The organism is Streptomyces sp. EDA2-14 (assembly GCF_054963755.1).
This window is the reverse complement of record NZ_JBUEGE010000026.1, coordinates 59,049-75,881: the sequence shown is the minus strand read 5'-3', so window position 1 is coordinate 75,881 and position 16,833 is coordinate 59,049. Positions and strand designations below refer to the sequence as shown.

General features: G+C 70.0%; 10 protein-coding genes and 4 tRNA genes. 7 read left to right on the top strand and 7 right to left on the bottom strand.

Going from position 1 to position 16,833, the window contains the following annotated elements; all coding sequences use genetic code 11:
• Positions 1-50: 50 nt before the first annotated feature.
• The 4 genes from ACY34M_RS38160 to ACY34M_RS38145 form a co-directional block, all read right to left on the bottom strand.
• Positions 51-3,101 (bottom strand): FG-GAP repeat domain-containing protein, encoded by a 3,051-nt coding sequence (locus ACY34M_RS38160; protein ID WP_462720693.1) that lies wholly within the window; start codon positions 3,099-3,101, stop codon positions 51-53.
• 226 nt (positions 3,102-3,327) lie between these two features.
• The gene (locus tag ACY34M_RS38155; RefSeq protein WP_462720694.1) at positions 3,328-5,598 is read right to left on the bottom strand and encodes a DEAD/DEAH box helicase; all 2,271 of its coding nucleotides are present in this window, start codon (positions 5,596-5,598) and stop codon (positions 3,328-3,330) included.
• Positions 5,599-5,874: 276 nt separating this feature from the next.
• A complete protein-coding gene (locus tag ACY34M_RS38150; RefSeq protein WP_462720695.1) occupies positions 5,875-6,414 on the bottom strand; it encodes a hypothetical protein in 540 nt (179 codons plus the stop codon).
• Between the two features lie 224 nt (positions 6,415-6,638).
• Positions 6,639-6,989 (bottom strand): metallopeptidase family protein, encoded by a 351-nt coding sequence (locus tag ACY34M_RS38145; protein ID WP_460244622.1) that lies wholly within the window; start codon positions 6,987-6,989, stop codon positions 6,639-6,641.
• A gap of 58 nt (positions 6,990-7,047) precedes the next feature.
• On the opposite strand from ACY34M_RS38145, the gene ACY34M_RS38140 reads away from it, so the two are divergent.
• The 4 genes from ACY34M_RS38140 (at position 7,048) to ACY34M_RS38125 (ending at position 9,005) form a co-directional block, all read left to right on the top strand.
• The gene (locus tag ACY34M_RS38140) at positions 7,048-8,631 is read left to right on the top strand and encodes a metallophosphoesterase family protein (RefSeq protein ID WP_462720696.1); all 1,584 of its coding nucleotides are present in this window, start codon (positions 7,048-7,050) and stop codon (positions 8,629-8,631) included.
• An 80-nt stretch (positions 8,632-8,711) separates the two neighbouring features.
• Positions 8,712-8,784, top strand: a tRNA-Glu gene (locus ACY34M_RS38135).
• Positions 8,785-8,833: 49 nt separating this feature from the next.
• Positions 8,834-8,908: transfer RNA gene (locus ACY34M_RS38130), tRNA-Asp, on the top strand.
• A gap of 23 nt (positions 8,909-8,931) precedes the next feature.
• Positions 8,932-9,005: transfer RNA gene (locus ACY34M_RS38125), tRNA-Phe, on the top strand.
• A gap of 53 nt (positions 9,006-9,058) precedes the next feature.
• Here the strand turns inward: ACY34M_RS38125 and ACY34M_RS38120 are convergent.
• Complete coding sequence (locus tag ACY34M_RS38120; RefSeq protein WP_462720697.1) at positions 9,059-10,156, bottom strand: ABC transporter permease; 1,098 nt, start codon at positions 10,154-10,156, stop codon at positions 9,059-9,061.
• Positions 10,157-10,276: 120 nt separating this feature from the next.
• Between ACY34M_RS38120 and hrpA the strand changes: the two genes are divergently transcribed.
• The 3 genes from hrpA (at position 10,277) to ACY34M_RS38105 (ending at position 14,722) form a co-directional block, all read left to right on the top strand.
• Positions 10,277-14,281: an ATP-dependent RNA helicase HrpA gene (gene hrpA, locus ACY34M_RS38115; protein WP_462720698.1), complete on the top strand. Its 4,005-nt coding sequence runs from the start codon at positions 10,277-10,279 to the stop codon at positions 14,279-14,281.
• A 94-nt stretch (positions 14,282-14,375) separates the two neighbouring features.
• Positions 14,376-14,450, top strand: a tRNA-Asp gene (locus ACY34M_RS38110).
• A gap of 92 nt (positions 14,451-14,542) precedes the next feature.
• A complete protein-coding gene (locus ACY34M_RS38105; protein WP_462720699.1) occupies positions 14,543-14,722 on the top strand; it encodes a DUF6274 family protein in 180 nt (59 codons plus the stop codon).
• A gap of 505 nt (positions 14,723-15,227) precedes the next feature.
• Here the strand turns inward: ACY34M_RS38105 and bldC are convergent.
• Positions 15,228-15,434: a developmental transcriptional regulator BldC gene (gene bldC, locus ACY34M_RS38100; protein ID WP_003949541.1), complete on the bottom strand. Its 207-nt coding sequence runs from the start codon at positions 15,432-15,434 to the stop codon at positions 15,228-15,230.
• A gap of 487 nt (positions 15,435-15,921) precedes the next feature.
• The gene (locus ACY34M_RS38095; protein WP_462720700.1) at positions 15,922-16,782 is read right to left on the bottom strand and encodes a hypothetical protein; all 861 of its coding nucleotides are present in this window, start codon (positions 16,780-16,782) and stop codon (positions 15,922-15,924) included.
• Positions 16,783-16,833 lie beyond the last annotated feature (51 nt).

Here is a 16,833-nt window from a genome sequence, read left to right as displayed (position 1 = left end):
GGGGCCCGACATGCTCCTGATCAAGAGCCCGCGGGGCGGACCCGCGTTCGCTACGACAGGCCGCCCGCGTAGTTCGTATAGCCGTCCCACACCTGAGAGCGGGACGAGAACGAGCCCCTGCCGTCGCCGAGGTTCCGCCACACACGGCCCGACGTGTCGTAGACCAGCAGGTCGTTGTGGCCGTCGTAGTTCATGTCGCCGACGCCGATGACCTTGCGGTACGACGCTCCCCAGTCGGTGAAGACCGTCTTGCGGTCCTTCAGGGTGCCGTCGCCCGCGCCGTCGTAGCGGAACAGCGTGCCGTCCTTGCGGCGCACGAGCACGTCGCCGACCCCGTCCCCGGTCAGATCGCCCGCACCCAGGATCTGGTTGTACGTGTTCCAGGCCGAGCGGATCTTCTTGCCCGCGGCGAGCTTCCCCGCCGACGTACCGGCGAAGACATAGATGTCGCCGGTCGACGTCTTGCGGGCGAGCAGGTCCGGGCGACCGTCCTTGTTCAGGTCACCGGCCCAGGTCAGGTAGGTGTACGCGGACCAGCCCGTGCCGAGCGAGACGTGCGGGCTCGTCGTGCGGACCGCGCCCGCGCACGACCCGTCGTAGCGGTAGAGGGTGCCGCCCGAGGTGCGCACCAGGACGTCGTTGCAGCGGTCGCCGTTCAGGTCGCCGAACGGGAAGAAGCGGTTGCCGGTCGGCCAGCCCGAGCTGCTGGAGGACCACATGCCGTCCGAACCGTGGAACTCGTCCGCGTGCAGGGTGCCCCTGGAGCTGAAGCCGAACAGTTCGCCGAAGCCGTTGCCGTCGTAGTCGCGGTGCGTGGTCTTCGCACCGGCGACCTCCGTGGTGCCCGTCTTCGCCGTGCGGTAGCCGTCGCCGGCGTCCACGCTCAGGGACCAGGCGTAGCGGCCGCCGTCCGCGACCGCGCCGTCGTCGCGCTTGCCGTTCCAGGTGAGGGAGAGGCGCGCGCCCTGCGCGTCGCCGCCCGTGACGGTGCGCACGGTGCGGCCCGCGACGTCCTTGAACGTCAGCTTCCAGCGGGCGGCGGGGCGGTTGAGCTGGAAGGCGCCGTGCCAGATGTTCTGCTCGGCGTCGTTCACCCAGCCCAGGTTGATGAACGTGTCGGTGGTCGACTCGATGCTGGTGACGGAGGTGCGCGGGACACCGGTGGGGCGGATGTGGATGCGCTGGGCGGCGTCCGCGTAGGCGACGGTGCCGGTGTACCGGTCGACGTCCCAGGTGACGTGACGCCGGGTCGGCTCGCTCCCGGCGGGCAGTTCAGCGAGGTCGCGTGTGGTCACGGACGTGCCCGCGCCGCCGTGGAAGTCCGTGAGCACGAGCTTGTCCGCGCCCTTGTCGTGCCGTACGAGGAACCCGTCGCCGAGCAGGGCGTCGCCGCCCGAGGGCACCGTGACGTTCTTGCCCGCGGTGGTGTCCCACACGCCCGCCTTGCCGGACGGCCCGCAGTTCCAGTAGAGCCAACGCCCCACCGCCTGCAGCTCCTTGGGCACACAGCCCGACCCCAGCTTCACGTCGGCCGACGTCTTCTTCGTCTTCAGGTCGTACGCGTTGACGCTGCCGGTCGTCGTCGCGGGCTTCCACAGCTTGGTGCCCCACAGGGCGGCGGCGGAGCGGGAGCGGGTGTGGACGACGTCGTCCGCGCCGTGGTCCTCGGTGTCGCCGACGTACTGCTTCCCGGTGGCGGCCGACTCGATCAGCAGATAGCGCCCGGACACGTCGACGATCCGGGCGTCCGAGACCCCGGACGGAGCGATCACCGCGTAGCTGTCCCGGGTCAGCGGGACCCGGATCGAGCTGCCCGCCGAGTACGCGGTGGCGCCGGCCCCGGTGCCGTAGAGCTGCACGCACTTGGAGCCCGGCGCGCAGTTCGCGTAGTAGCTGCCCATGCGGTGGCTCAGCGTGCGCTCGCCGGGTTTTCCTGAGGCGTCCAGGTAGTACGTGTACAGGCCGTGCTCCGAGTCCCCCTCGGACAGGGCGGCCACGGACAGCCGGCCCGAGGAGACGGACAGTCCGTCGACGGCGGCGGTCACCGGCTCCACCGCGCGGACCACGGATGCGCCGCCGTCCGGCGTGTAGCGGCGCACCGCCCAGTCCCCGGCGGCGGCGCCGCCCACGGCCAGGACGCTGCCGTCGGGTGCCGCGACCATCCGTTCGTCGGCGTGCGCGAGCAGTTCGGTGGCGCCGCCGCCGATCGCGACGGAGTACAGCTTCTGGCCCTGCGAATAGGTGGGCTGGGCCTCTTCGTGGACGGCGAGGATGCGGTGCCCGGCGAGCGCCATCCGCACGTTCGGGGTGCTGGTGGAGTTCGCCGGCCCCGGCACCGAGGTGCGGGTGACGGGGGCGTCGGCGCGGCCCCGCTCGGTGGTGAACGCGGTGAGTTTCGTGGCCGTGTAGCCGAGCACCGTGTCCTTCGACAGGGCGACGGCCGCGGGCAGTTCGGACCGGTCGAGCGAGGCGAAGACCTCGCTGACGGCGCCGGTGGCGTAGTCGACGGCGTACAGGTGCGCTCCGTCGGAGGCATTGAACCGCAGCACCGCGCCGTGCCGGTCCTGGGCCACCATGCGGCTGAAGGCCACGCCGGGCGGCAGGGCGTCGGTGGTCCGGTCGGTGCCGTCCGCGGAGATCAGGTGCAGCGAGGTCGTGACACCGGCGACGGTGTCGTTCACGGTGGTCAGCAGCACCGACGCGCCGTACGTGTTCGGCCAGCTCTGCCCGGCGGGCACGGTGAAGACGGTGGTGCCTGCGGTGTCCAGGTCGGTGACGGTCACGTCGCGGGAGGGCGAGGCGGACCGGACCGCGCTGAGTCCCGTGTTGACCGTGCCGAAGGTCGCCGACCGCTCCGCTCCGGTGGCGGCGTCGGTCCAGCGGGTGCCGCCCGTGCCCTCCCGTACGTGCAGGTAGCCGGTGTTCCCTGCCGTGTAGAGCACCTCGGACCGCGGCAGGAAGCGTGGCTGAGCTGCGATCACGCTCTCGCCCGGTACGTCGGCGGCGCTCGCCGGCACACCGGCGACGGGCAGCAGTGCCCCGCCGAGCGCGAGTACGGCGCCGACGGCCACCGCGGTGGAACGTCTGTGTACGACCCCCATGGGTCCCCTCCCGAAACGGGCGCGCGGACGGGCGGCGCGCCTTCTACGCATCGGAGGGTGTGGGGCCCCTCGAGCAGAACATGCCCTCTGCACGGGGCATCGGGAGATTAGCAGGCACATGCCATCTCTTCCGCATCCTTTGCCGTACGGGCGTACGACAAAGCGGGCCCGCTCCAGAAGGAGCGGGCCCGCTTCAGTGCTCGGCCTCGGCCGTCAGCGCACGGTCTCAGCCGTTGCGCTTCCAGCGCGGCTTGTCGTCGCGGCGGCCGCCGAAGGAGGAGCCGGAGCCGGTGCCGCGGTGGTCGTCACGGCGACCGTAGGGGCGGTGGCCGCCGGAGGGGCGGTCGCCCTGGCGGTCGCGGTTGAACGGACGGTCGCTGCCCCGGTGGCCCGAGGGACGGTCGTCGCGGCGGAAGCCGCCACGGTCGCCGCCACGGTGGTCGTCGCGACGCTCGAAGGAACGGCCGCCACGGTCGTTGTCCCGACGGAAGCCGCCACGGTCGTTGTCACGACGCTCGAAGGAACGGCCGCCACGGTCGTTGTCCCGGCGGAAGCCGCCACGGTCGCCACCTCGGTCGCCGCCCCGGTCGTCACGACGCTCGAAAGAACGGCCACCACGGTCGCCGCCACGGTCGTTGTCCCGGCGGTCGTCGCGGCGGAAGCCGCCACGGTCGCCACCCCGGTCGTCACGACGCTCGAAGGAACGGCCACCACGGTCGTTGTCCCGACGGAAGCCACCGCGGTCGTTGTCACGACGCTCGAAGGAACGGCCACCACGGTCGTTGTCCCGGCGGAAGCCGCCACGGTCGTTGTCACGACGCTCGAAGGAACGGCCACCGCGGTCGCCGCCCCGGTCGTTGTCCCGACGGTCACGACGCTCGAAGTTGCCCCGGTCGTCGCGGCGCTGACGCGGCTCGTACGAGGACGAACGCTCGGCACGCTCCTGGCGCTGCGCCTCCTCGGCGGCAGCGGCGGCAGCGGCGGCCTGCTCGGCGGCGGCCTCCTGCGCGGCGGTGACGGCCGCGGCCACACCCTCCTCGTCCTCGCCGCGGTCACGGGCGGCGCGGGCGGTGAGGCGGTCGGCCTCCTCGCGCAGCTCGGTGGCGCGACGGGTCGCGCGCTCCAGCTGCTTGGTCAGGTCGGTGACCTCGCGCTCGGCCTGCTGCGCGGCGTTGCCCGCGGACTCGGCCTGCACCTCGGTCATGGAGCGGGCGCCGGTGATCTCGGCGACCTCCGGGTCGAAGGCGGCGCCGCCCTGGATGATGTGACGCCCGGCGTCGACGCCCGCGTCCTCCATGAGGCGGAAGATCTGGCGGCGCTGGTGCGGCAGCGACAGGGAGACGACCGTGCCGGTGCGGCCGGCACGGGCGGTGCGGCCCGCGCGGTGCAGGTAGTCCTTGTGGTCGCCGGCCGGGTCCACGTTCAGGACCAGGTCGATGTCGTCGACGTGGATGCCGCGGGCGGCGACGTCGGTGGCGACGAGGGAGTTGACGTACCCCTTCTTGAAGTCGTCGAGGACCCGGGTACGGGCGCCCTGCGTCATGCCGCCGTGCAGCGCGTCGGCCTTCACGCCGGAGTCGCGGAGCTGCTCGGCGATGCGGTCGGCGCCCAGCTGGGTGCGGACGAAGATGATCGTGCGGCCCTTGCGGGAGGCGATGGCCGCGGTGACCGGCGCCTTGTCCTTGGGCTTCACGATGAGGATGTGGTGCGACATCGTCGTGACATTGCCCTGGGCGCTGTCGACCTCGTGGCTGACCGGGTCGTTCAGGTAGCGGGTGACGAGCGTCTTGATCTCGTTCTCCATGGTGGCGGAGAAGAGCATGCGCTGGCCGCCGGCCGGAACCTGGTCGAGGATCTCGGTGACCTCGGGCAGGAAGCCCAGGTCGGACATCTGGTCGGCCTCGTCGAGGACGGCGACCTCGATGTTGCCCAGGTCGCAGGCGCCGCGGTTGATGAGGTCGCGCAGACGGCCCGGGGTGGCGACGAGGATGTCGACGCCGCGCTCCAGGGCGTAGATCTGGTTGCCCATCGACGTACCGCCGCAGACGACCTTCATCTTCAGGCCGACCTGGTCGCCGTACGGCTGGAGCGCGTCCGCGACCTGCATCGCGAGCTCACGGGTCGGGGTGAGGATGACGGCGCGCGGCTTGTGCTTCTCGCTGCGGGCGCCGGCCAGGCGGGCGATCGTCGGCAGACCGAAGGAGAGGGTCTTGCCGGAGCCGGTGCGGCCGCGGCCGAGGATGTCCTTGCCGGCCAGGGCGTCCGGGATGGTCGCGGCCTGGATCGGGAAGGGGGTGGTCACACCGTTCTGCGCGAGCTTGCGCACGACGCCCTCGGGGAGACCGAGGTCGGCGAAGGTGACGGTGGGCTCGTCGTTCTCGATGACGTCGACGGTGCTGTCGGTGTCGATCGGGTCGACGGTGTCGGCCGCCAGGTTCTCGGCGTTCTCGACGGCCTCGAGGGCCTGGTCAGCGACGTTTTCAGTGGAAATGGACATGCGAAATGCGAAACCTTCCGGAGTCTCGGCACGCGCCCGCAACTCCGTGTATTCGCAATTCAGCAAATCGACCGCCTCAATGCGGTCCAGCCACGGCAAGGGAGAGTACGCGCCACGAGGCGCTCTTCAGCGGCGCCGGGCAAATGGGATCAAACGATCTACCACCATACGCACCCCCCACCCACCGAAGCAAACCAAATCCTTGAGACCCCGGTCACACGATCCCGCGTTCGACCAGGAACGACCGAGGCCCCGGAGCCGACAGGACCCGGGGCTCTAGGCGGGGGACCCCGCCTGCGGACGCGGCTCACTGGCCCCTTCGCTCGCGGTCTCCTCGTGCGCCGACGACGAGGGCTCGGCGGTCGGCGGCGACGACGAGGGCGCGGGGGACGTCTTCGTGGGCGGGGTGGAGGGCGTCTCGCTGGGCGGGCCGGGCCGCTGCGAGGGCCGTGCGGACGCGCTGCGGGACGGTGAGGCGGAGGACGGCGAGGCCGGGACGGACTCCCGCTCACGGGACGGCGAGGCGGAGGACTTCGTGGGCGCGGCGGCGGGCGAGTCGGGCCGCTGCGGCGGCACCGCCGAGGTCGTACCGCCCCGCGTCCCGACCTCCGCCCCGCCGTCGGGGACCTTGGCGCCGCCGTCGGGCGCGGCGTCCGAGCCCCGCTGCGGCGGGGAGTGGGTGGCCGCGCCTGTGCCGTCGGCGCCCACGCTCATGCAGCCCGCGGCCGCGGCGACGGCCACCGTGGTCGCGGCCAACCGGCCCAGACGGAGCGCACTGATCGACAGGGCGCGTTGCGATACGGACAGCTGGCGCACGGGCGGGCACCTCCGGTGCACGGGACGGGTTCACCACGGGGGGGGTACCGTTCCCAACTCCCACTCCCGGCGCGAGGACACGCACCGCGCGAGCACCGCACAAAGCCCCCACAATCAGTGCGGGAACCTCAGACCCTCAGACCCTCAGAAGACATGGAAGGCCTGGAGCGCCTGGAACACCCGGAACGCCCAGAACGCCCAGAACGCCTCAGCACCTCAGCGCCTCACCCGTAGCCCAGCGCGTGCAGTCGCGCGTCGTCGATCCCGAAGTGGTGCGCGATCTCGTGCACCACGGTCACCTCGGTCTCCGCGACCACGTCCTCCCTCGACTCGCACATCCGCAGCGTCGGCCCCCGGTAGATCGTGATCCGGTCGGGCAGCACCCCCGCGTACCACTCGCCCCGCTCGGTCAGCGGGGTCCCTTCGTAGAGCCCGAGCAGCTCGGGGTCTTCCGCGGGCGGCTCGTCCTCCACGAACACGGCCACGTTGTCCATGAGTCGGGTCAGCTCGGGCGGGATCCGGTCGAGCGCCTCGGCGACCAGTTCCTCGAACGTCTCGCGCGTCATCTCCAGCACACGGCCATTGTCCGTTACAGCCCGCATATCCACCCGCGCGCTTGGGCATACGGGAGCAATGGCCCGCTCGCCAGCCGCCGCCATACGTGGAGTCCGCCGCCGCACACGGGGCGTTCGCGGAGCACCGTCGGCTCTCCTGCGCCACTACCGCGACCGGCATCCGCGCCCGGTGATCGAGCTGGTCCACCCGCCGCATCCCTACGTACGCGCCGTGGGTCTGGTGGCCGTCGTACTGCTCGGCGCCTGGCTCGGACTGCTGATCGTCGGCAGCGTGCGGACGCCGGTGGGGCCCATGGACACGAAGATGACACTGCGGCCCTCCTTCACCGGCGGTACGAAGATCAACGTGTCGCCGCTCGGCGCCCTGGAGCTGCACTCCCACACCGCCCCCATCCGCCTGGACGTCGACGTGGACCGCCTCGACCCGGCGCGCGCCCAGGCCCTCGTCGACCACCCCGAGCGGTTCTCCGGGCTCCAGGACGAGGTGGCGCGCGACGTCGAGCACGGGACCGTCGACCTGGCCCTCCGCTCCTGCGTGGCGGTGGTCGCGGGCGCCACGACGCTCGGTCTCGTGGTCTACCGCCGCCCGCGCCGCGCGCTGGCCGCGGGCGGCCTCGCGCTCACCCTGCTCGCGGCCTCCGGCGGCACCGCGTACGCGACGTGGAACCCGGAGTCGGTCCTGGAGCCGAAGTTCTCCGGGCTGCTCTCCTCGGCGCCCTCCGTGGTCGGCAGCGCCCGCTCGATCGTGACCGAATTCGACGCGTACCAGAAGGAGTTGGCGCTCCTGGTCACCAACGTGACGAAGCTGTACGACGCGACGTCCACGCTCCCCACGTACGCGCCGGACCCCTCGACGATCCGCGTCCTGCACGTGTCGGACATCCACCTCAACCCGGCGTCGTGGAAGATCATCGCCTCGCTCGTGGAGCAGTACAAGATCTCCGCGATCGTCGACACCGGCGACACGATGGACCACGGCTCGAAGGCCGAGAACGCGTTCCTCGACCCGATCAAGAAGCTGGGCGTGCCCTACGTCTGGATCCGCGGCAACCACGACTCGAAGAACGCGACGCAGAAGTACCTCGCCGACCGCAAGGGCTTCAAGAACGTCCGTGTGCTCGACGACGGGAGGACGACCACGGTCGCGGGTCTGCGCTTCGCCGGCATGGGCGACCCGCAGTACACCCCGGACCGGGCGGTGAAGGCGCAGGGCGATCCGGCCGAGCGCCTGGCGGGGATCCGGCTGGCCTCGGCGCTGCGCGACCAGCAGGCGGCGGGCACCCCGGTCGACATCGCCCTCACCCATGAGCCGGTCGCGGCCCGCGAGGTGGACGGCGCGGTGCCGCTGGTCCTTGCGGGTCACGTCCACCACCAGGAGATGGAGACGCTGCCGCTCGGCACCCGGCTGCGCATCGAGGGCTCGACCGGCGGCAGCGGCCTGCGCGCGGTGGACGACGGCAAGCCCGATCCGGTCGAGGCCTCGGTCCTCTACCTGGACCGCAAGAGCAAGCGCCTCCAGGCCTGGGACGAGATCCGGCTGGGTGGCCTGGGCCTGACGAAGGCGGAGGTCAGCCGCCATCTGCCGCAGGAGAACCAGCCCGGAGCGACCCCGTCGCCGAGCCCCGGGGAGAGCTCCCCGTAAACCGTTTTGGCGATAGCTCCCTGCATCCCATATGCTTCTCACGTCCCCGACGCGCTGCAAAGCGCGCAGGCGGGCCGATAGCCCTCATCGTCTAGCGGCCTAGGACGCCGCCCTTTCAAGGCGGTAGCACGGGTTCGAATCCCGTTGGGGGCACGCACAACCGTGTGAGACACTTGCTCTCGCTTGTCTCGCACAACAGCAAGGTCCTGTGGAGCAGTTTGGAGTGCTCGCCACCCTGTCAAGGTGGAGGCCGCGGGTTCAAATCCCGTCAGGACCGCTGAAGTTCCTCGTGAACTTCGTGGCTGGGTAGCTCAGTTGGTACGAGCGTCCGCCTGAAAAGCGGAAGGTCGCCGGTTCGACCCCGGCCCCAGCCACAAAAAAGTAGGCCCCGTCTTCGGACGGGGCCTACTGCGTTTCCCACTGGGTCTCACACCGGTGCCGCGTGCAGCGGGCCCGTGCCGCGGCCGCCCGGATGCTTGTGGCGCCAGAACCAGAAGAGGGCGCAGGAGACCAGGGACCAGCCGGCCAGGACCAGGAACGGGAAGGCGTGCTGGTTGCCCTGGAAGTAGACCGCCGTGTGCTGCGCGTTGTACGAGGCGCCCGGTGGCAGCCACTGCCCCAGGCGGCCGATGACCGTGGGCAGCAGCGGGGGCGCCACCGCGCCGCCCGATGCCGGGTTGCCCAGCAGGACGAGCAGGCCCCACGTGGGGATCATCGCCCAGCGGTGGAAGAACGTGTTGAACATCGTGAAGACCATCCCGCACGTGAACATCGTCAGCGCGAGGATCAGCCAGGACTGCACGAACGGAAGCTTCACGGCCCCCAGACCCCAGTCCGCGACCGCCGCCACCGCGAACCCGCCGAGCAGCGCGTAGGCGATCGTGAAGGCGATCCGCTCGGCCGGGTTGAGGCCGCGCGCGTGCACGCTGAGCTGGATCGCCCCGACGAAGCCGATGATCACCGCGGCGAGGGTGATGTAGAAGATCGTGAGGCCGCGCGGGTCTCCGGCCTGGAGCGGGTTCATGTCCTTCACCGTCACCGGGATGCCGGTCGCCTTGCTGACCGGGACCGCCGCCTCGGTGAAGACCTGGGCGACGGTGACCCCGGAGGCCCCGGAGACCTCCAGACGGACGCGGTCCCCGCCGCCCTGCACGTCCAGGACCGCGAAGATCTTCTGGGCGTCGAGGGCCTCGCGGGCCGCCGCGGGCGAGGGGTACTCCTTCAGGTCGAGCTGCGCGTCGAGCGACTTCTCCATGGCGGCGACGAACTCGCTGCGCCGCACCGCGTCGTGCTCCCCGGTGACCCCGGTCGGGATGTGGTGCGGCGTCGGGTTCGCCATGGAGTACGTGTACGAGCCGGCGAAGAGGGCGGCCGCCGCGGCCAGGATCAGCACGAGCACGGTCGCCGGGAAGAAGGGCGACTGCTTGAAGCCGGCCCAGCGCTCGGCCCCGCTCAGCGGTCGCCCGTGCGCGCCGTGCGGCGGGTGTGCCTTCTCCGGTTCCGACCCATCGGGCAAGTGCGACATATCCGCACGTTAAGGCACGCGTCGTCGCTCTACATCCCGGCGCGGGACCCGGCCGCCCCGGCGCACCGGCCGCAAAACCGGTCGCCACGGATTTCGCCGAGGTGAGATCCTTGGGGACGTATGTCTACGCAGCCTGCCCCCGCCGCCGATCAGTTCGCCGCCGTAGCGCGGCGCCTGACAGAGCTCTCCCTGCGCGACGAGCACCGGCTCGGGCGCAGGCTCGAAGGTGCCCGGAAGATACGTAAGCCGGAGGCCCGCGCCGCCGTCCTCACGGAGATCGAGGCGGAGGCCGACAAGGCCGCCGTCCGCACGGACACGCGTCGTGAGCGCCGCGAGGCCCTCGACGTCACGTATCCCGAGCAGCTTCCGGTCAGCCAGAAGAAGGACGAGATCGCCGACGCGATCCGCGACCACCAGGTCGTGATCGTCGCCGGTGAGACCGGATCGGGTAAGACCACCCAGATTCCGAAGATCTGTCTGGAGCTCGGCCGGGGCGTGCGCGGCATGATCGGGCACACCCAGCCCCGCCGCATCGCCGCCCGCACGGTCGCCGAGCGCGTCGCCGACGAGCTGCACACGCCGCTGGGCGAGGCGGTCGGCTGGAAGGTCCGGTTCACCGACCAGGTCGACCAGGACGGCACGTTCGTCAAGCTCATGACGGACGGCATCCTGCTGGCCGAGATCCAGACGGACCGCGAGCTGCGCGCGTACGACACGATCATCATCGACGAGGCGCACGAGCGGTCGCTGAACATCGACTTCCTGCTGGGCTACCTGGCGCAGCTGCTGCCGAAGCGCCCGGACCTCAAGGTCGTCATCACCTCCGCGACCATCGACCCCGAGCGCTTCTCGCGGCACTTCGGGGACGCCCCGATCGTCGAGGTCAGCGGCCGTACGTACCCGGTGGAGGTGCGCTACCGCCCGCTCCTGGAGGAGGACTCGGACGACTCCGACCGCGACCAGATCACCGCGATCACGGACGCCGTCGAGGAGCTGCAGAAGGAGGGCCACGGCGACGTCCTGGTCTTCCTCTCCGGCGAGCGCGAGATCCGGGACACGGCGGACGCGCTGGAGAAGAAGAAGTACAAGTTCACGGAAGTGCTGCCGCTGTACGCGCGGCTCTCCCACGCCGAGCAGCACCGCGTCTTCCAGCGCCACACCGGCCGCCGCATCGTGCTCGCCACGAACGTCGCGGAGACCTCCCTGACGGTCCCCGGCATCAAGTACGTGATCGACCCGGGCACCGCTCGTATCTCCCGCTACAGCCACCGCACGAAGGTGCAGCGGCTGCCCATCGAGCCGGTCAGCCAGGCCAGCGCCAACCAGCGCAAGGGCCGCTGCGGCCGTACGTCCGACGGCATCTGCATCCGCCTGTACTCCGAGGACGACTTCCTGGCCCGCCCGGAGTTCACGGACGCGGAGATCCTCCGGACGAACCTGGCCTCCGTCATCCTCCAGATGACCTCGGCGGGCCTCGGCGACATCGAGAAGTTCCCCTTCATCGACCCGCCGGACCACCGCAACATCCGCGACGGCGTCCAACTGCTCCAGGAGCTGGGCGCGTTGGACCCGAAGCAGAAGGACGTACGCAAGCGGCTCACGCAGCAGGGCCGCAAGCTCGCCCAGCTGCCCGTGGACCCGCGCCTGGCCCGCATGGTCCTGGAGGCCGACAAGAACGGCTGCGTGCGCGAGGTCATGGTGATCGCCGCGGCGCTCTCCATCCAGGACCCGCGCGAGCGCCCCTCCGACAAGCAGGCGCAGGCCGACCAGCAGCACGCCCGCTTCAAGGACGAGACGAGCGACTTCCTCGCCTTCCTCAACCTCTGGCGCTACGTCCGCGAACAGCAGAAGGAGCTGGGCTCCTCCGCGTTCCGCCGCATGTGCAAGCGCGAGTACCTGAACTTCCTGCGCATCCGCGAGTGGCAGGACATCTATACGCAGTTGCGAACGGTCGCGAAGCAGATGGGCATCCATCTCAACGACCAGGACGCGGCCGGCGACTCCGTCCACGTCTCCCTCCTGTCCGGTCTGCTCTCGCACATCGGCATGAAGGACGTGAAGGAGTCCAAGGAGTCGCAGGCCAAGGACCCCAAGCAGGCGGGCCGTGATCGCGGGCGCAACGAGTACATCGGCGCCCGCAACGCCAAGTTCGCGATCTTCCCCGGATCGGCCCTCTTCAAGAAGCCGCCGCGGTTCGTGATGTCGGCGGAGCTGGTGGAGACCTCGCGCCTGTGGGCGCGCGTGAACGCGAAGATCGAGCCGGAGTGGGTCGAACCGCTCGCCGAGCACCTGCTGAAGCGCACGTACAGCGAGCCGCACTGGGAGAAGGACCAGGCGGCCGTCATGGCGTACGAGAAGGTCACGCTGTACGGCGTCCCGCTCGTCGCCCAGCGCAAGGTGAACTACGGGCGGATCGACCCCGAGGTCAGCCGCGAGCTGTTCATCCGCAACGCGCTGGTCGAGGGCGACTGGCGCACGCACCACAAGTTCTACGCCGACAACCGCAAGCTCCTCACCGAGGTCGAGGAGCTGGAGCACCGGGCGCGGCGCCGCGACATCGTGGTCGACGACGAGACCCTCTTCGACTTCTACGACCAGCGGGTCCCCGAACACGTCGTGTCCGGCGCCCACTTCGATTCGTGGTGGAAGAACAAGAAGCGCGAGGAGCCCGAACTCCTCGACTTCGAGCGCTCGATGCTGATCCGCGAGTCGGCCGAGGCGGTCACCAAGGACGACTATCCGGACTCCTGGCGTCAGGGCGGGCTCAAGTTCCGGGTGACGTACCAGTTCGAGCCGGGCGCGGACGCGGACGGTGTGACCGTCCACATCCCGCTCCAGGTGCTCAACCAGGTCACCGACGAGGGCTTCGACTGGCAGATCCCCGGACTGCGCGAGGACGTGGTGATCGAGCTGATCCGGTCCCTGCCGAAGCCGATCCGGCGCAACTACGTGCCCGCGCCGAACTACGCGAAGGCGTTCCTGGAGCGCGCGGTGCCGCTGCAGGAGCCGCTGCCGGTCACGCTCGCGCGGGAGCTGCAGCGGATGGTCGGCGTCCCGGTGAAACCGGACGACTTCGACCTCACCCGTATCCCCGACCACCTGAAGATCACGTTCCGGATCGTCGACGAGCGGCGCCGCAAGCTCGCCGAGGACAAGGACCTGGAAGCGCTCAAGCTCCAGCTGAAGCCGAAGGCCCGGCAGGCGATCTCCCAGGCGGCCAAGGCCACCGCCGAGCGCTCCGGCGGCCCGTCCGTGGAGCGCAAGGGCCTCACCGACTGGACCGTCGGCACGCTGTCGAAGGTCTTCGAGACCCGCCGCGCGGGCCAGCCCGTGAAGGCCTACCCGGCCCTCGTCGACGACGGCGACACCGTCTCCGTACGCCTCTTCGACAGCGAGGCCGAGCAGGCGCAGGCGATGTGGAAGGGCACGCGCCGGCTCATCCTGCGCAACATCCCGGTGAACCCCGGCAAGTTCGCCTCGGACAAGCTGACCAACCCGCAGAAGCTCGCCCTGTCCGCGAACCCGCACGGTTCCGTCCAGGCCCTCTTCGACGACTGCGCGATGGCGGCGGCCGACAAGCTCATCGGCGACTTCGGCGGACCCGCCTGGGACGAGGAGTCGTACCGGAAGCTCTACGACAAAGTGCGCGCGGAGATCGTCGACACCACGGTGAAGGCAGTCGGCCAGGTGCAGCAGGTGCTCGCCGCGTGGCAGGCCTGCGAGCGGCGCCTGAAGTCCACGAAGAGCGCGGTGCTGCTGCCCAACCTCCAGGACGTGCGCACCCAGTTGAACGAGCTGGTGAAGCCTGGCTTCGTCACCGCCACCGGTCTGCGACGGCTGTCCGACCTGATGCGCTACCTCGTCGCGGCGGACCGCCGGCTACAGCAGATGCCGACCAACGTCCAGCGGGACACCACCCGCATGGAGAAGGTCCACGAGATGCGGGACGAGTACCTGTGGCTGCTGGAGCAGATGCCGCAGGGGCGGCCCGTGCCGCAGGAGGTGCTCGACATCCGCTGGATGATCGAGGAGCTGCGGGTCAGCTACTTCGCCCACGCGCTGGGCACCGCGTACCCCGTCTCGGACAAGCGGATCGTGAAGGCGATCGACGCGCAGGTGCCGTGACCGGTCGACCACACTCGGTGAGTTCGACCGCACGGCCTGCGCTGCTGTAGAGTCCTGTCTCGCAGCGCAACGAGGAACAGCGCAGCGAAAACCTGGTCCTGTGGAGCAGTTTGGAGTGCTCGCCACCCTGTCAAGGTGGAGGCCGCGGGTTCAAATCCCGTCAGGACCGCAGTAAAGAAGGCCCGCACCGTTCGGTGCGGGCCTTCTTGCGTCTGCCGTGGACGTCTTGACTCCCCGCCAGCCGGTCGATAGGCCGGAGGCATGCGTCGGGACGACCTCCGCGCGCTGCTGCGCGCCCACCTCTCCGCCGCCGGCGGCCGTCGGCACCTCACCCGTCACTGCCCGGCCTGCCATCAACTCCTGCGCCTGGCAATGGATCCGCCGGGGCGCCCGCCCAGGGGTGCCACGAAGGCCCCTGAAGCGCCTCTGGAGCGCCTGTGAGGGCGGCCGGGACGAAAGTCCCCCGAAGGGGTGACCAAAGCCGACCCTGCGCGGCCTCAACTGGTGGGAGCCTAGGGAGAGTCGGTGGTTCGACAGGACCACCCGCCGACGCCGGAATCCCCATTAGCGCAAGGGTGTCACCTGCAACAAGTGACGAGGCGTGTGACGGGAGTCACCGAAGTTCTTTTGGAAACGCCGTTTCTTACCCCCGCCCTACAACGGCTCAATTTAATATGTGCAATTGCACCACCTACGACAGGTGACCACAGGGGCGCACACGAACCCCCACCGCAGGCCGGCCGCGCGCACAAAAAAGATCGCGCTGGACCCGGCGGAGTCCAGCGCGATCGAGCGACGCTTCCATGAGGCAGTTGAGATGACGCCTCGGCGGCCTTCAAAAGAAGGAGTCCTGTTGGGGCAGGACCCGCGTCGAGTGGAGCTATGGGTGGGCGTCTGACGGGTTGGGGGACCCGGAACGCCCGGTATTGCTGCGTTGTGCGGTGCCTCAGGCCTCGCTGCGCTGCTGCGGGATGCCCGCAAGCAGGGCGCGGACCTCGGCCTCGCGGTAACGGCGGTGTCCGCCGAGCGTGCGGATCGACGTGAGCTTGCCAGCCTTCGCCCAGCGCGTGACCGTCTTGGGGTCGACGCGGAACATCGTGGCGACCTCAGCGGGGGTCAGCAGCGGCTCGGCATCAGGGGTGCGAGCGGTCATGAGCGGCCTCCTCGGAGAACCGAACCTTCTCGGTTCATTCCTCTAAATTCTGCACCTTGACCCGCGTTGCCCGAAATGGCGGACGCGAGTCGAGTCGGTAATAGGACGAACGGCTTGTCCTCGGCACTACAACTACACCATCCGTCCAGCCACGTCGGCCAAACCGATGGAATTGCCCTCCCAGGTGTTCATCAGCGACGGATGCCGATGGACCGTGCCATAGCGGACAGTCACGCCACAGTGACGATCAGTCACAGAGCGATCAGGAGCCATCAGACCCCCCAGCGGCAGTGCAATGCTGAGTAATCCGTCCATGGTTGGACTTAGTTGGACGGAAGGAGCCCTCCCCGGACTCCTTGTCCTATTTTGACACGAGGAGGGGTGATGGGCGCAAGGTTCCCGTTAGTGCCGTCCGTCACGCTTGAGGCAAAAGCCCGGATCGGGACCTAGGTCCCGAAGGCCGCTGTGAGCGGCCTCACTTGGGGAGTCAGTTGGCGAACTGCCGGTCGCGCGCCGACCGCCAGCGTTCCACAAGCCTCGCGTACGCCTCGCCCGCGCCGTCCTCGTCGCCGGAGCGAAGAGCCGCGATGCCCTCGGCGACGTCCGCCGCCGAGTGGTCCTCCTCCAGGAAGTCCTGCGGCAGGGCGTGCACCAGTCCGCCGTAGTCGAGCTCGACGTACGAACGGGGGTGGAACTCCTCCAGCCAGCGACCCACATCTACCAGGCCGTCGATCAGCGGACCTTCGTCGATCGCGTCCTTCAGCGCCTTCAGACCGCGCGCGACCCGGCGCCTGGCCTGCACCATCGGGGTGCGGTAGCGCAGCCGCGGGACGCCGACGCCCCCCGCCCCCTCGTCGGCGCTCTTCTGCTCGTACTCGCGCTCGTCGTCCGACACCAGCACGAACCAGTTGATCGGTACCTGCCAGGTGGACGTACGGATCCACGGCCGGGCGTCCGGATTGCGCTCCAGCCAGCGGTCGTAGTCGGCGGCCGACTGCCGGCGCACCACCGGCGGGATCGCCGCGTCCAGGACCGTGGGCGGCAGCTCCCCGGGCAGTTCGTCCAGGGCCTGCCAGCCGCGCAGCCGGGTCCGCCACGGGCAGACGCAGACCACCCCGTCGATCACGATCACGAACGCGTCGTCGCTCTCGTGGACCGGCACGGGCACCGGCGGAGTGGGCAGCAAATCAGCCAAAGAACGGCGCAATTCATCCTGATAGGAGGGGAGGCACTCGCGTTTCGCGTAGCGCTCCCAATGGCCGCGCTCGGGCTGCGGGAAAGCTGCGAGGGGTTCGTACACGCGGAGGTACGAAGCGTACGGAACGGTCACCGACGACACCTTGGGCACGGCTGCTCCCTCCCCCGCCCACCGGCTGGAAAACACTGCAAATCGTCCCAC

Bases quoted from the DNA above. Each gene is read 5' to 3' on its own strand.
- ACY34M_RS38160 (WP_462720693.1), bottom strand. From the start codon at position 3,101: ATGGGGGTCGTACACAGACGTTCCACCGCGGTGGCCGTCGGCGCCGTA.
- ACY34M_RS38155 (WP_462720694.1), bottom strand. From the start codon at position 5,598: ATGTCCATTTCCACTGAAAACGTCGCTGACCAGGCCCTCGAGGCCGTC.
- ACY34M_RS38140 (WP_462720696.1), top strand. From the start codon at position 7,048: ATGGCCCGCTCGCCAGCCGCCGCCATACGTGGAGTCCGCCGCCGCACA.
- ACY34M_RS38120 (WP_462720697.1), bottom strand. From the start codon at position 10,156: ATGTCGCACTTGCCCGATGGGTCGGAACCGGAGAAGGCACACCCGCCG.
- hrpA (WP_462720698.1), top strand. From the start codon at position 10,277: ATGTCTACGCAGCCTGCCCCCGCCGCCGATCAGTTCGCCGCCGTAGCG.
- ACY34M_RS38105 (WP_462720699.1), top strand. From the start codon at position 14,543: ATGCGTCGGGACGACCTCCGCGCGCTGCTGCGCGCCCACCTCTCCGCC.
- bldC (WP_003949541.1), bottom strand. From the start codon at position 15,434: ATGACCGCTCGCACCCCTGATGCCGAGCCGCTGCTGACCCCCGCTGAG.